The sequence below is a fragment of the Roseibium sp. genome, assembly GCF_965276855.1.
GTDB lineage: Bacteria > Pseudomonadota > Alphaproteobacteria > Rhizobiales > Stappiaceae > Roseibium.
Window position 1 is genome coordinate 2,681,104 of the sequence record NZ_OZ255700.1, and the last position, 13,320, is coordinate 2,694,423.

General features: G+C 57.5%; 17 protein-coding genes. 10 read left to right on the top strand and 7 right to left on the bottom strand.

Features of this window, described 5'->3' with window-relative positions; genetic code table 11:
• Window positions 1-34 precede the first annotated feature (34 nt).
• From ACQY4Z_RS12245 to ACQY4Z_RS12260, 4 genes are read right to left on the bottom strand one after another with little or no spacing between them, the layout of a single operon-like run.
• On the bottom strand, window positions 35-346 hold the full coding sequence (locus ACQY4Z_RS12245; RefSeq protein ID WP_428521645.1) for an urease subunit beta: 312 nt from the start codon (window positions 344-346) through the stop codon (window positions 35-37).
• Window positions 343-546, bottom strand: coding sequence for a hypothetical protein (locus ACQY4Z_RS12250; protein ID WP_428521647.1), 204 nt, complete (start codon window positions 544-546; stop codon window positions 343-345). The genes ACQY4Z_RS12245 and ACQY4Z_RS12250 overlap by 4 nt, the downstream gene beginning before the upstream one ends.
• A gap of 22 nt (window positions 547-568) precedes the next feature.
• Window positions 569-871 carry an urease subunit gamma gene (locus ACQY4Z_RS12255; RefSeq protein ID WP_209176452.1) on the bottom strand — a complete coding sequence of 101 codons (303 nt, stop codon included), beginning with the start codon at window positions 869-871 and terminating at the stop codon, window positions 569-571.
• Between the two features lie 15 nt (window positions 872-886).
• Window positions 887-1,741 carry an urease accessory protein UreD gene (locus ACQY4Z_RS12260; RefSeq protein ID WP_428521650.1) on the bottom strand — a complete coding sequence of 285 codons (855 nt, stop codon included), beginning with the start codon at window positions 1,739-1,741 and terminating at the stop codon, window positions 887-889.
• A gap of 373 nt (window positions 1,742-2,114) precedes the next feature.
• Here ACQY4Z_RS12260 and ACQY4Z_RS12265 point away from each other — a divergent pair, with 373 nt between their 5' ends.
• From ACQY4Z_RS12265 to ACQY4Z_RS12275, 3 genes are all read left to right on the top strand, one after another.
• On the top strand, window positions 2,115-3,536 hold the full coding sequence (locus tag ACQY4Z_RS12265; protein ID WP_428521652.1) for a D-alanyl-D-alanine carboxypeptidase family protein: 1,422 nt from the start codon (window positions 2,115-2,117) through the stop codon (window positions 3,534-3,536).
• Window positions 3,537-3,729: 193 nt separating this feature from the next.
• Window positions 3,730-4,026 (top strand): hypothetical protein, encoded by a 297-nt coding sequence (locus ACQY4Z_RS12270; protein WP_133952762.1) that lies wholly within the window; start codon window positions 3,730-3,732, stop codon window positions 4,024-4,026.
• A 178-nt stretch (window positions 4,027-4,204) separates the two neighbouring features.
• The gene (locus tag ACQY4Z_RS12275) at window positions 4,205-5,422 is read left to right on the top strand and encodes a CobW family GTP-binding protein (RefSeq protein WP_428521654.1); all 1,218 of its coding nucleotides are present in this window, start codon (window positions 4,205-4,207) and stop codon (window positions 5,420-5,422) included.
• A gap of 200 nt (window positions 5,423-5,622) precedes the next feature.
• Here the strand turns inward: ACQY4Z_RS12275 and tesB are convergent, their stop codons facing one another.
• Window positions 5,623-6,495 (bottom strand): acyl-CoA thioesterase II, encoded by an 873-nt coding sequence (gene tesB, locus ACQY4Z_RS12280; protein ID WP_428521656.1) that lies wholly within the window; start codon window positions 6,493-6,495, stop codon window positions 5,623-5,625.
• Window positions 6,496-6,629: 134 nt separating this feature from the next.
• Here tesB and ACQY4Z_RS12285 point away from each other — a divergent pair, with 134 nt between their 5' ends.
• The 5 genes from ACQY4Z_RS12285 (at window position 6,630) to ACQY4Z_RS12305 (ending at window position 10,379) form a co-directional block, all read left to right on the top strand.
• Window positions 6,630-7,868: a ubiquinone biosynthesis hydroxylase gene (locus ACQY4Z_RS12285; protein WP_428521658.1), complete on the top strand. Its 1,239-nt coding sequence runs from the start codon at window positions 6,630-6,632 to the stop codon at window positions 7,866-7,868.
• Between the two features lie 42 nt (window positions 7,869-7,910).
• On the top strand, window positions 7,911-8,783 hold the full coding sequence (locus ACQY4Z_RS12290; protein ID WP_428521660.1) for an SDR family oxidoreductase: 873 nt from the start codon (window positions 7,911-7,913) through the stop codon (window positions 8,781-8,783).
• 62 nt (window positions 8,784-8,845) lie between these two features.
• Complete coding sequence (locus tag ACQY4Z_RS12295) at window positions 8,846-9,040, top strand: twin transmembrane helix small protein (RefSeq protein ID WP_428521662.1); 195 nt, start codon at window positions 8,846-8,848, stop codon at window positions 9,038-9,040.
• A 43-nt stretch (window positions 9,041-9,083) separates the two neighbouring features.
• Window positions 9,084-9,659, top strand: a complete 576-nt coding sequence (locus tag ACQY4Z_RS12300; RefSeq protein ID WP_055673064.1) for a cob(I)yrinic acid a,c-diamide adenosyltransferase — start codon at window positions 9,084-9,086, stop codon at window positions 9,657-9,659.
• 27 nt (window positions 9,660-9,686) lie between these two features.
• Window positions 9,687-10,379 (top strand): rhomboid family intramembrane serine protease, encoded by a 693-nt coding sequence (locus ACQY4Z_RS12305; RefSeq protein WP_428521665.1) that lies wholly within the window; start codon window positions 9,687-9,689, stop codon window positions 10,377-10,379.
• Between the two features lie 51 nt (window positions 10,380-10,430).
• On the opposite strand, the gene ACQY4Z_RS12310 is transcribed toward ACQY4Z_RS12305, so the two are convergent.
• On the bottom strand, window positions 10,431-10,667 hold the full coding sequence (locus ACQY4Z_RS12310) for an RT0821/Lpp0805 family surface protein (protein ID WP_133952768.1): 237 nt from the start codon (window positions 10,665-10,667) through the stop codon (window positions 10,431-10,433).
• Between the two features lie 151 nt (window positions 10,668-10,818).
• Window positions 10,819-11,754, bottom strand: coding sequence for a hypothetical protein (locus ACQY4Z_RS12315; protein ID WP_428521667.1), 936 nt, complete (start codon window positions 11,752-11,754; stop codon window positions 10,819-10,821).
• A gap of 89 nt (window positions 11,755-11,843) precedes the next feature.
• Between ACQY4Z_RS12315 and ACQY4Z_RS12320 the strand changes: the two genes are divergently transcribed.
• Together ACQY4Z_RS12320 and ACQY4Z_RS12325 are read left to right on the top strand one after the other, a co-directional pair.
• Window positions 11,844-12,386, top strand: a complete 543-nt coding sequence (locus ACQY4Z_RS12320; RefSeq protein WP_209002679.1) for an RNA polymerase sigma factor — start codon at window positions 11,844-11,846, stop codon at window positions 12,384-12,386.
• On the top strand, window positions 12,383-13,075 hold the full coding sequence (locus tag ACQY4Z_RS12325) for a hypothetical protein (protein ID WP_428521669.1): 693 nt from the start codon (window positions 12,383-12,385) through the stop codon (window positions 13,073-13,075). The genes ACQY4Z_RS12320 and ACQY4Z_RS12325 overlap by 4 nt, the downstream gene beginning before the upstream one ends.
• Window positions 13,076-13,320: the final 245 nt, after the last annotated feature.

Sequence of the window (13,320 nt, forward strand, 5' to 3'; positions counted from 1 at the left end):
ACTGCCAAACTGAGAGTAAGGAAACGCACTTGGCTTACCCTCCCAGCTTGCCCATGACTTTCTGATTGAAGCCATAGACCGTACGGCCCCCGCGGTATGGCACCAGGGTCACGGACCGGGTTTGCCCCGGCTCAAATCGCACGGCGGTCCCGGCGGGAATGTCCAGGCGCATGCCCATGGCAACATCGCGGTCGAAGGACAGCCCGGGGTTGGTCTCCGCGAAATGATAGTGGCTGCCCACCTGGATCGGCCGATCGCCGGTATTTGATACTTCCAACGAAAGTGTCTCCAGTCCGGCATTCAGCTCAATCTCGCCCTTGGCTGCAAAGATTTCTCCCGGGATCATTGGTCCAGATCCTTTCTGCGCTTCATCCAGGCAAGCGTTGCGCCGATCGAGAGGCCGACGGCAAAAATGAGGAGCGTTTCAACCGTGAAATAGCTGGCCGCATCGGTGTGCGGGTGCGCGTGTTCCTGAATGCTGGGGTGAGCCAAGGCAGAGCCGGCAGAAACCACCAATGCAGACGCCGTTGCAAAAATCCTGGTCATTATCAAATCTCCTTTGGCCAATTCAGCGGATCGGTTCGTGAACCGTCACAAGTTTAGTTCCGTCGGGAAAGGTTGCCTCGACCTGAACATCATGGATCATTTCCGCGACCCCTTCCATAACCTGGTCGCGGGTGAGAACCTTGGCGCCTGCAGCCATCAGATCGGCGACGCTGCGCCCGTCACGGGCTCCTTCGACGACAAAATCCGTAATCAGGGCAATAGCTTCAGGGTGATTCAGCTTGACGCCGCGTTCAAGGCGCCGGCGGGCTACCATGGCTGCCATGGATATCAGCAGCTTGTCTTTTTCCCTTGGTGTCAGGTTCACGGAAGTCCTCCAGAATTAACAGTACCAAACGCGCGGCAGGCGGGCCGACCGATAGGTTTCAAGAAAGGCCATCAACGACAGTCGTAGAGCCCGGCTGTCGGTGGCAACAAAGCGTAGGATGAGATGTCCGTTCCAGGCACTTGCGGCTGCATGAACGGAGGCAGATGAGGTGCTTTCCAGACAGCCCCGGGCATGATCCAGCCTGTCTTCGGCATCGGGCGCGCAGTCCAACAGGGTTGCCATGGCTTTTGCGCCCTGACCGGTTGCCGGACCGGAAAAGAAGTCGTTTGGGTCACCGTTGAGACGCAGATCGTCGGCGAAGACAAGCTTGCCATCCCGGCGGATCCGCCAGCTGTCCTTGAAAAACACCTGGGTCAGCTGTTCGCCCATGGCGGCGCGGCCTAGAACAACACTTTCAAGGATGAGTAGCCGGGCGGAGCCGGTAAGCTCTGCAGTGATCCGGCGCGAAACGCTAGAGTTCTCAAACAGAATCGTTTCCTGAGGCAACCATTCCAACGTAGCTTCCGCACCAACAGACAGCTGACCTGTTACTTCTGCGGAGGTCCCAAGGCTGCGGTAAGCCCGCTCGGCGGTCTGGGTTGTCACGATTGCGTGAGAACCAGCGCAGATCGCCGCTTCGTAATCCATGCGATCGCCGCCGGTGAGACCGCCGGCTGTGTTGATCAGAACGGCGGTCGCGGGTTCACCATAGACCTTGGGGAGCCGGACTTTCGCGGAGCCGCTCTGGAAGAGATCTTTCAGACGTGTTTGACCGGCGGTATTTGCGAAGGCGACACGTGCAGTGCCGCGCACCCGCTGCATAGCAGGCGCGGTTGTTCCAATTTCCGATGCTGTTGCAGCATCATACATTCAGGAAGCCTCCCCGCTTCGGACCTGTCTCGTTTTTCTTTCTACCGTGCCCGCTCTGTGTTTGATTGTCCACGGTCAGGCGAAACCGGTATCTTGTCGTTTCCAGCAGTAGCAACAACCGGGCCAAGACGGGTCGTGTAGAATACTGACGGCAATTAGCCTTCAAAGTGCTGATAAATCGAAATAATTCTTGTTATCAGGAAGCTGATTTGCACAAAAAATAAGCGGGTGCTCAAAAGATTGCCGCTGGATGACTCCATCGCAAGGGTTGCTCTTGCGTCTATGATCCGGTTTTTTAATTGGAACTTTCCGCTAAGGTGCTTTTGATTTGAAGCAGTCGTGTTCGCCCATGGGAAGACAGCGAGGATTTCCGGTGTACGCAAGCTTATTCGGCCGTCGATCAGCCCTGCCCATTCTGGCGGCAACTCTCGGATTGTTTCTGATAGCTGCGCCAGCTCGAGCGGAAATCGGCACATACATCCTCGTGGATGCCCGCAATGGCGCCGTAGTCGACCAGAAAAACGCGACCCGCAAATGGTATCCGGCGTCCCTGACCAAGATGATGACCGCCTATGTGACCTTCAAGGCGATCCGCGAAGGACGGGTTGCCCTGGATTCCGCCGTTGTACAATCCAAAAACTCGGCAGCTGAACCGCCCAGCAAAATGGGCTTCAAGGTTGGCACGAAATTTACCATCGACACAGCGCTTAAGATCATCCTGATCAAATCGGCCAATGACGTCTCTGTCGCATTGGGCGAAGCAGTCTCCGGATCAGAAAGCGCCTTTCTTGCAGAGATGAATGCCGAAGCCCGCCGGTTGGGAATGACGAACACCCGCTTTACAAATCCCCATGGCCTTCCGGACAACCGCCAGGTCACGACAGCGCGAGATATGGCGATCCTTGCTATGGCTCTGCGCGCGGATTTTCCGGAGTCGCGAGAGTTTTACAAACATCCAGGCATCCGGTTCGGTAAAAAAACCTTGCGCTCGGCCAACCGGGAGTTCCTGCTCCGGGTTCCGGGCGCCAACGGAATGAAGACCGGCTATATCTGCAATTCCGGTTTTAATGTTGCGTCCTCGGTGACGCGCCGGGGGCGAACGCTCATTGCAATCATCATGGGCGCATCTTCGGGGCTTGAGCGGACAGCCTTTGCCAGGCAGTTGTTCGATGAAGGGTTCCGAAAGGGCAGCCGCGGCCAGAACGTGAAGAGTCTCAGCGGTTCGTCCGGCAATCCGCCCGCCGATGGTTATTGCCGCCGGAACAAGAAGCTGAGTTCCAAACAGTATATGGCCCGTTATGACATGCAGAATGAGCCCAGCGGCGGCGGGTTGCTGTTCTTCGGTAAACAAAAGAACCCGAAAGAGGCCAAGGTCGATACCAGCAGCTTTACCAAGTCGAACGGGAAGCCGGACTGGGCCAAGATCCTCGATCGAACTTTGGGACCACGCCGTGTTGCGTACAAGCCGTTGCCGGTTGGGCTCGGCAATCCGAAAGGCACACCGGTCATCAGTGCTTCGGTACCTGCCGAAGACATTCCTTTGCCGACGGCCAATCCGATCCGTTTGGCAGAAATCAAGATCCGCAATCAGTTGCAGACAGCCCAACCCATTGGAACAACTGGTACTCCGCAGACTGTACAGGCAGGTGCCGGATCAATCCCTCAAGTTGAGGCGACAGCGCAACGACCTGGATCTGCGGTGGATACGTCGCGGACGGCTCCCGGCTCGATCTTTAGAAAAGGACTTGATTTCACGGTGCCCGTTCCTGCGCCCAGTCCGTCGCGATCCAACTAGATCCCCTTGGTTTGACAGCTGGAACTTGATCACTCTCTGGTTTACTTAACTTATTTTTAACGCTGTTCTTTAACGATGCAGTAAGCGTCGATCGGAATTGAGGCCATTGCCTTGCCGGATCGTCAGCTGCAGCACAAGAGGTGCTGCTATAGGCGAAGAAACGCCGTGTTGATGAGGATCGAGAGATCACCGCATGATAGAACCGAGATCAACTGCCACAATCCGCGCCCTTGCGAGCCTTGCAGAATTGTCTGCAGACCAGCTGGAAGAAGGCACATCGGTCGAAGATGTTATCGCAACTTTACGAAAGGCTGCGGAAGCTGTCCGGATGGTGATCGACGAGACAGAAATGGAAGACGGTGCGCCGGAAGAAGCAGATCTGGCGCAAGACCTGACCCCGATGGATCTTTCCGGCGATGATGCCGCTGAGCTGTCGGACGACGATACCGAGACAAAGAGCGGCGAGATCCACGTTCTGAACGCTGGCTGATACTGTTTAGCTGGACCCCAATCATTCGACACCTCCAAGCATCAGGCTTTCTGCTTTGACGCTGCGCCCTCACAGATGCTAGCCATAGCCCCTTGTGGAGCACAGGCGGTTTTTTGGCGTCCGCCACACCTCATTTCATCAATGAGAGTATGCTCCGGGGTTCTATGGAGCGAAGTGCATGAGCGTTGCGGACGCATCCCCCGTATCTGAAAAACCGGCTAGAGGTCCCAAGCCGCCGATTCCTGTGTCCGTTCTGACCGGGTTTCTGGGTGCTGGAAAGACAACGCTACTGAACCGTATTCTTCAGGATCCGGCCATGGCCGATACGGCCGTCATCATCAATGAATTCGGTGAAATCGGCCTGGACCATCTGTTTGTCGATCAGGCAGGCGACGGCATCGTTGAGTTGTCGTCGGGGTGTTTGTGCTGCACGATCCGCGGCGATCTCGTAACCACGCTTGAAAATCTGCTGCGTCATCTGGACAACGGGCGGACCGAACGGTTGACCCGGGTGGTGATCGAAACCACAGGCCTCGCCGATCCTGCGCCGATCCTTCACACGATCATGCTGCACCCCTATCTGGTGATGCGCTACCGGCTGGACAGTGTCGTGACCCTGGTGGATGCCGTGAACGGGCTCTCCACGCTTGATGAGCATGAAGAAGCCAAAAAACAGGCCGCGGTTGCGGACCGGATCGTGCTCACCAAGACGGATCTGCTCAACAGTGAGGAGAGCCAGAGGAGCTTTTCGGATCTGAAATCCCGACTTCTCGCTTTGAACCCGGGCGCGAAGGTGCTCGATACCCAGGCCGGTGAAGCGACGCCGGAAACGCTTTTCAATGCCGGGCTCTACAATCCGGAGACCAAGATCCCGGATGTTGCCAACTGGCTGAACGCGGAAGCCTATGAGCCAAACCACCATGATCATTCTCATGATCATCATCATGACGGCGATCACCACCATGGGCACCATCATCACGGCCACGATCATGCGCATGACATAAACCGGCACAGCGACGCGATCCGGGCCTTCACCCTTTCGACCGACCGTCCGGTCTCGGCTTCCGCGCTGGAAATGTTTCTGGATTTGCTGCGCTCGGCGCACGGCCCAAAACTGCTGCGGGTCAAAGGCATTGTTCAGATCGCCGAGGACCCGGACCGGCCAGTCGTCATTCACGGCGTCCAACACGTCTTCCACCCACCTGCAACGCTGGACGCCTGGCCGGATGAGGACCGGCGGACCCGGATGGTATTCATCACCAAGGATTTGCCTGAAGGGTTCGTCCGCAAGATGTTCGAAGCCTTTTCCGGCGCACTACGGCCCGACACGCCGGATAGTGAGGCCATGCTGAACAACCCGCTTGCGGTGTCTGGATTTACGAGCCCGCCGCGTTAGTCTCCAGCCTTCATGGCAGAAAAAATACAGCCGGCAGTGCAGAGCTCCCTCTCCGATTGGGTGAGGTGACTTGCCATCTAAGGCGACTTTTCAGTGGTAATTCAGCCGCTGCTGACCACTCCGCGCCGCCCCGGCCTTGAGCCGGGGTCATATTGGTAGGTTCCGGTCCCAAGGCCGGGACGGCGGCTTACAAAGCAAACTCACTCAGCCTCTTTCTTCCGCAGCCGGATCAAGCCTTCCTGGGCCGTTGAGGCGATCAGCTTGCCGTCCTGGGTGTAGAGGAGGCCGCGGTTCATGCCGCGGGAGCCGGAGGAGCTGGTGCTGTCGGTCGCGTAAAGAAGCCACTTGTCCGCACGGAACGGGTGATGAAACCACATGGCGTGATCCAGGCTTGCGGCCTGGATTTTTGGGCTGAAAACCGACGTGCCGTGCGGGAACAACGAGGTGTCGAGCAATGTCATGTCGGAGGCATAGGCCAAAACACACTGGTGAATGCGCTCATCATCCGGCAAGGGATCGCTCGCGCGCACCCAGACATATTGTTGGGCCGGCAACGGTTTCTTGCTGAAATAGTGGGTCATGTCGACCGGGCGCATTTCAATCGGCCGTTCGCGCTCCCAGTAGCGCTTGACGTTTTCCGGGGCAAACGCAAGGAATTTTTCTTTCAGTTCCTGTTCGCTCGGCAGGTCGTCCGGTCCCGGCACATCCGGCATGTCGGCCTGATATTCCAACCCCTCTTCGCGCACCTGAAAGGAGGCGGACATGGAGAAAATCGCATGACCGTGCTGAATAGCTACCACCCGGCGTGTGGTGAAGCTTCCGCCATCACGGATCCGGTCGACTTCATAAATGATCGGCACCGACGGATCGCCCGGCCGCAAAAAATACCCATGTAGGGAGTGGACGTGGCGGTCTTCGACCACCGTGCGCGAGGCGGCTACCAGTGCCTGGCCAATCACCTGGCCGCCAAAAACACGCTGCCAGCCGACTTGGGGGCTGCGACCACGAAACAGATTGTGTTCCAGAGGTTCCAGGTCGAGAATGTGCAGAAGGTTATCAATGGCCGTATTCATCGGCGCGGTTCCTGTTAAATAGAACAATGGGGACAGTGGCCGGGTGAGCCGCCGGTTTGATGAAGTCTTGGACGTGTGTTGACGTTAAAGTCAAGATGCCCCTACGGAAACGAGGGGCGAGGAGTTTTAAAGCAATGGCAAGGTCCAAAAAGAGCGACGAGATGTTTGATGTCGTTATCGCAGGCGGCGGCTATGTCGGCCTGTCGCTGGCGCTCGCGCTGAAACAAGGGGATCCGGGCCTCAAATGCGCTGTTGTTGATCCAAAGCCGATGAATACCCTCGACAAGGATCCGCGCGCCTCGGCCATTGCAGCGGCCGCGTCACGAATGCTGACCCAGCTCGGCATCTGGGAGAAAATCTCCGATAAAGGCCAGCCGATCAACGAGATGATCGTCACGGACAGCAAGTTGCGCGATGCGGTGCGTCCTGTTTTTCTGACCTTTGACGGTGAAGCGACCGATGGCGAACCGTTTGCGACCATGATGCCCAACGGTGTCATGATGCCGGCACTCTACAAAGCAGCCAAAGCGCTCGGAACAGTGTTTTTTGCGCCCAACAGCGCGGCAACCTTCCGAAACAATCCGGATCACGTGGATCTGGAACTCAACGACGGCAAGGTTTTGAAAACCCGTCTCTTGATCGCTGCCGATGGTGTCCGTTCCAAATTGCGGGATCTCGCAGGCATCCGGACGGTCAATTGGGACTACAAGCAGTCGGGCATTGTGACGACGATCAAGCACGAGCGTCCACACAACGGCCGCGCCGAAGAACACTTTCTCCCCGCCGGACCCTTTGCCATTCTGCCGCTGCCGGGCAACCGCTCTTCTCTTGTCTGGACCGAAAAGACCTCCGATGCCGACCGCTTGGTCCGCTCCGATGATTTCACCTTCGAGCTGGAGCTGGAACGCCGTTTCGGCCATCACCTTGGGACTTTGGAAGTTGACGGTCCGCGCCAGGCCTATCCGCTTGGACTGAAACTGGCGCGGGAATTCGTGAAACCTCGGTTCGCCCTGATCGGTGATTCGGCCCACGGCATTCATCCCATCGCAGGCCAGGGACTGAACCTTGGGTTCAAGGACGTGGCAGCGCTTGCGGAAGTCATCATTGATGCCCGCCGTCTCGGCCAGGACATTGGCGCATTTGACGTTCTGGAGCGCTACCAGCGGTGGCGCCGGTTCGACACGTTCCAGATGGGTGTCGTGACGGATGTCCTTAACCGGTTGTTTTCAAACGATATTGACATCCTCCGGGCTGCGCGAGACTTCGGCCTTGGGCTGGTTGACCGGATGCCGAGCTTGAAAAGCCAGTTCATCAAGGAGGCATCCGGTTTTGCGGGGCCGGTGCCGAAATTGCTTTCAGGAGATCCGATCTGATAGGAGATGACGTCTCCGCTAGGTTTCCTGGGCAGCGCTTGCATGAACGATCAAAATTCCAGCTATCCGCAGCACCGGTCGATTTTGATGACCGGCTGCTCCTCCGGGATTGGCGAAACATCAGCCCGCCTTCTCCGCGGACGGAACTGGCGCGTCTTCGCAACCGCGCGCAAGTTGGAAGATGTTCAACGCCTGAAGGATGAAGGGTTTGAGTCCTTTCAACTCGATTATGAAGATCCGGATTCGATTCGTGTGACAGCTGATGCCGTTCTGGAAGCCACAAATGGCGAACTGGACGCCATCTTCAACAATGGCGCCTACGCGATCCCTGGGGCGCTGGAAGATCTGCCGACAGATGGTCTGAGAACCCTTTTCGAAGCCAATTTCATCGGGTGGCACGATTTGACGCGCCAGATCATTCCCGCAATGCGCGCCCAGAAGTCCGGACGGATTGTGCAGTGCTCGTCTGTTTTGGGCTTTGTGGCGCTCAAATACCGGGGTGCCTACACGGCTTCCAAATTTGCACTCGAGGCTTACACAGACACCTTGCGCCAGGAGCTTGCAGGCACGGGGATCCATGTGTCGCTTATTGAGCCCGGGCCGATCGACACTAGGTTCACGCAGAACACGATCGCAAACTTTGACCGGTGGATTGGCGAAGAGGGGGCCAAGCAGTCCGTTCACCGCGAGACTTACGAAAAGCGCCGGATCCGGATGGAAGCGGGAGAACCGGGGCCTTTCAAATTGCCGCCGGGCGCAGTCACCAAACCTCTAATCCATGCCATTGAGTCACATCGGCCAAAAGCGCGCTACCGTGTCACCATCCCGACCAAGGTGATGGCGATTGCAAAACGGCTGCTGCCGACGCGGGTCTTGGACAGGTTCTGCATCTGGGCGGCGGACGGCGAAGAATAAAACCCGGATCCGGCCGGAAAATCTGGTGCAGGCAAACGCGGGAAACGACAAGGACGTAATTGATGGAACAAATCTACGATATACTCATTTTTGTCGGCATGGCGGCTGTGGCGCTTGTGCTGCTTGCAGGGCTTTTGAACATGTTCCGCAACGGTCCGGCCAATCGCTCTCAAAAATTAATGCGCTGGCGGGTCGGATTGCAGTTCCTGGTGATTGTCCTTGTGATGGGTGGGCTCTACTTCTTCGGCAAAGGCTGACAAGCCAGCTGAAAACACGAACATTTCTGCGGGATGGGATTTCATGGTCGTACTGAACAAGATCTACACAAAAACCGGCGACAACGGCACGACCGCGCTGGGCTCCGGCGAACGGCGGCCAAAATATGATCTGAGGATCGACGCCTACGGCACCGTTGATGAAACCAATGCCATCGTTGGTATGGCCCGGTTGCATACCGCAAGCGTTGTTCCGGACATCGACGCCGTGCTGAACCGCATCCAGAATGATTTGTTCGACCTCGGTGCGGATCTCGCCACACCGGAAACCGATCAAGACCTGGGATACGAACCGCTCCGGATCACGGACGGCCAGGTTTCAGCAATTGAAGAAGCGATTGATACATTGAATGCCGATCTCTCGCCGCTGCGGTCCTTCGTTTTGCCGGGTGGCAGTGCGGCATCAGCCCATTTGCATCTGGCAAGAACGGTTTCCCGCCGTGCTGAACGCTTGATGGTCGAACTGGCTGACCGTGAAACCATCAATCAGGCGGGGATCCGGTACATGAACCGTCTGTCGGACTACTTCTTCGTCGCATCCCGTTATCTGAACAACAAGGGTGAAGAAGACGTGCTATGGGTTCCGGGCAAAAACCGCTAATCGGCTCATAATCTCAGGACTGTCGCCATGTTTCTCCCGCTGCATGATCACAATCGGCTGAAACATGTGCCGCGGCCTTATGTCAATCTTTCGCTGATTGCTGCCAATGTCCTGGTTTTCCTGCTGGTTCAGGGCGGCGGCGTATCTGAAGGGGCGAGTGCGTCGGTCTATTCCTACGGGCTCGTTCCGGCGGTCTTTTTCGATGTGCGTGATCTTGCCCCTCATCTCCAGGTGCTTCCGGAGTGGTCCGGGATCGTTACCTATGCCTTTTTGCATGGCGACTTCATGCATCTCTTGGGCAACATGCTGTTTCTTTGGGTGTTCGGCGACAATGTGGAAGATGCAGTCGGCCATATCGGTTACCTGGTCTTCTATCTCTTGTGTGCAGCTGCCGGTGGTTTTGCGTATGCCGCCCTGGATCCAGGTTCCGAAGTCCCGTTGATCGGCGCGTCAGGTGCCGTATCGGGTGTGGTGGCTGCCTATCTGATGCTCCACCCGCGCGTGCGCATTTGGGTGCTCGCGTTCGGCCGGATTCCGCTGCGGCTCCGTGCAATCTGGATCCTCGGAGCGTGGGTGATCTATCAGTTCGTCCAGATCGCGACATCGATCGATAGTCAAGTCGCCTGGATAGCCCATATCGGTGGCTTGGCGGCAGGCGCCATCCTTATCTTGTTCATGAGGCGCCGGGGTGTGGTGTTGTTCGACCGGGATCTCGCGTGAAGGTGATTGATTTAAACACGGGAACGAGAGCCTAAATCCTCACGCTGGATCTCAAGCAAGCAGCCATTTGCCGGATTTGTTGCGACATGCCGTGCCGTTGTCTTGTCGCCTGGTTCCGGACGCGAGCAGGATATTTTCCCGATAGGCCCGACAATAAACACCGCTTCGGGTTTTCCATGTGCGGACCGGGGTTACAGATCCGCTGGCGCCGGTTTCCTGGTTCCGCCAGGAACTGGTTTTTCCCGATAAGGATGTTTCTAGAGCATTTTGGAACGTTGCTTCGGCCATCGTTTGATCGGACCGCGCAAGACCGCTGCCGGTTCCAGGCCCGACAAGCGCCGAGGCTGTGCATCCGCTGATAGCTGTAACCAGTGTCAGGACCGGGAGTATACGTGCCGCCCTTATATCCACCCGAATTCGCAACGCTTAACCTCTCCCGCTATTGCCACCCTCGGTCGATCGCCTCTCTCTCCTCGCTGGCGGACAAAGGTTCGCCGCCAGGCGCGCTGTTTCCCTGGAACTGAGATCGACCTGGAACCAAACCCCTACTTTGGGAAGCGGGCGATTGTGCGGCAGGAGTAGGTGCAGGCGATTGCTCCGGCTGATTGTCGTCGTCATTGTCATTTGAAGGCGCCCGTCCACCATCAGCAGCATCTGAGCCTCCGCGATTGCCGCCGTCGTTGTCATTATCTCCGGAATCGCTCTGGGCTTCGCTTTCAGTGCCATTTCCGCCGCGATCACTTCCGCCTCGGTCGCTCCCACCGCGATCGCTGCCACCACGGTCGCTGCCACCACGGTCGCCACCGCCGCGTTCACCGCCGCCTCTTTCGCTGCCACCGCGGCCGCCATCGCCATCACTGTCGCCGTCGTTGTCTGCATCGGAGCCGCCGCGCTCACCGCCGCCACGTTCGCTGCCGCCGCGTTCGCCGCCTCTTTCACTACCACCGCGACCGCCATCACTGTCGTTGTCGCTGTCGTTATCTCCGTCGGAGCCACCCCGTTCACTGCCGCCCCGGCTACCGCCTCCGCGACCATTGCCGTCGTCGCCGCCCCGGTCACCCCTCTCGCTGCCACCGCGGCCTCCGCCACGGCCTTCACCGCCACCGCCGCCCCGGTCACCACCTCCGCGGTTGTCAGATTCCGCGACTGCGGCGATGGTCGTTTTCTGGTCAAACAAGGGGCTGAAGTAGACACAGGAAAAAACCAGCGCCGCAGCCACCACACCGGGCAGACGTCGGACCATCGCAGAGAGGCGGTCATGCAATGGCGTCTGGCGGGTGTGTTCCATGTAGTCGTTGTCTTTCAAGGCTTGCGCGCGCCTGACAATCCGAAGATTGTTTCGGCTTTCCCTTTTAGAACCCTCAAGTGGGTACATTCCTTCCTGCAATGTAGTCAAAAAATAGCCGGGATCAAAAGTCTAACTCCCGTGTTGTAGAGTTTGAGAGAGGCGTGGCGGAGAACTTCTTGGCCGATGAACCACTGAAAGCGGACATGATCCGCTTGATACCGAAACTGAGAAGTTTCGCGCTGCGGCTATGCCGGAATCCGGATCAGGCAGACGATCTGGTGCAAACAACGTGCGAGCGGGCCATTCGATCGCTGGATCAGTTTGATCCGGCAACCCGTCTGGACAGTTGGATGTTCCGGATTCTGCAGAACCTTTATTTCAACATGCAGCGGGACACCGCCAACCGCGCAAGACTGTTTGAGAAAGCGATGTTCGATTACGACGACACGTTCGACGGCCAGCGGGCGGCGGTTTCCAGCCTGGAATTGCAACAGGTTCGCCGGTTTATCGAGCAGTTGGACGACGACAACAGAACGGTCTTGATGATGATCGCCATAGATGGGCGCAGCTACAAGGACGTTGCCGAAGAGCTGCAGGTCCCGATCGGCACGGTCACGAGCCGGCTGGCCCGCGCACGGTTGAAATTGAGAGATTGGCTGGAAGCCAGAAAGTCGCCGGATGGCGCATCGCAATCGGCATCTACGGGGGTGGTGTCATGACGTTTGATGAAAAGAAAAGCCAAGTGGACCTGGCGCAGGATATCGGGCTGATCCTGGACAATGAAATGCCGCCCGAAGCGCGGGATGAATTGCTGATCCGTCTTCAAGCCGATGCCGATAGCGCAGAAATGATGCAGCAAATGGCGGCAGATCAGGCGCTGCTTCAAGAGGTGCTGCCGCCGTCTGTTCCGGATGCCACCATAAAGAGGATTGAGAGCGTCATTGAACGCGAATTCGACCGCCGGGCCCCGAAAGCCGGATCTGACAGGCACTGGAGCCGCGCCATCGTATATCTGGCGGCCTCTCTTGTTTTGGTGGCCGGAACATTTGCCGTCACGAATTTCTGGATGCAGTCCCGGATGGATCAGATTGTGGCCTCGCTTGCGGTCCATATGGAGACGGAGCGTCTCGCTCTTGCCCAGACCGTTCAGGAGGCCTTGGAAACAAAGGTCAGCGGAGAACCTGTCGCGATCGGACAGGATGGAGACTGGTCGGAAATCCTGACGCCAATCAAGACCTACAAGAGTAAGAGTGGGCATTGGTGCCGACAGTATTTGCGGGAAACCCGGTTTGGGAAACTGGACATGACCATTCGGGGCACGGCATGCCGTGATGAAAATGGTGTCTGGACCACGGTTTTTGCCGAGCCCGTGTCAGATAATTTCTCTCCACAAACCAACGGGATCTGATTTCTCCAATCACATGCTGGGCGCTGATTGCCTGCGCCTGCTGCATTTTGCCGCGCTGCCGCAATGTCATGTTTGCGACGCAACTTTTGCAAAGCACGGCAAATTGCACCTTTAGCCCTTTTGCTGTCATTGACAGGTGCCGCGCAGGTCAGTACCGTCCCGCGCCATGCGCCACGGTTGGCTTGTTTCCGCCGTTTGTGACGAAGCGTTACAGGGCGGGCGCAAGCCCTTTAATGCGGTGCGGT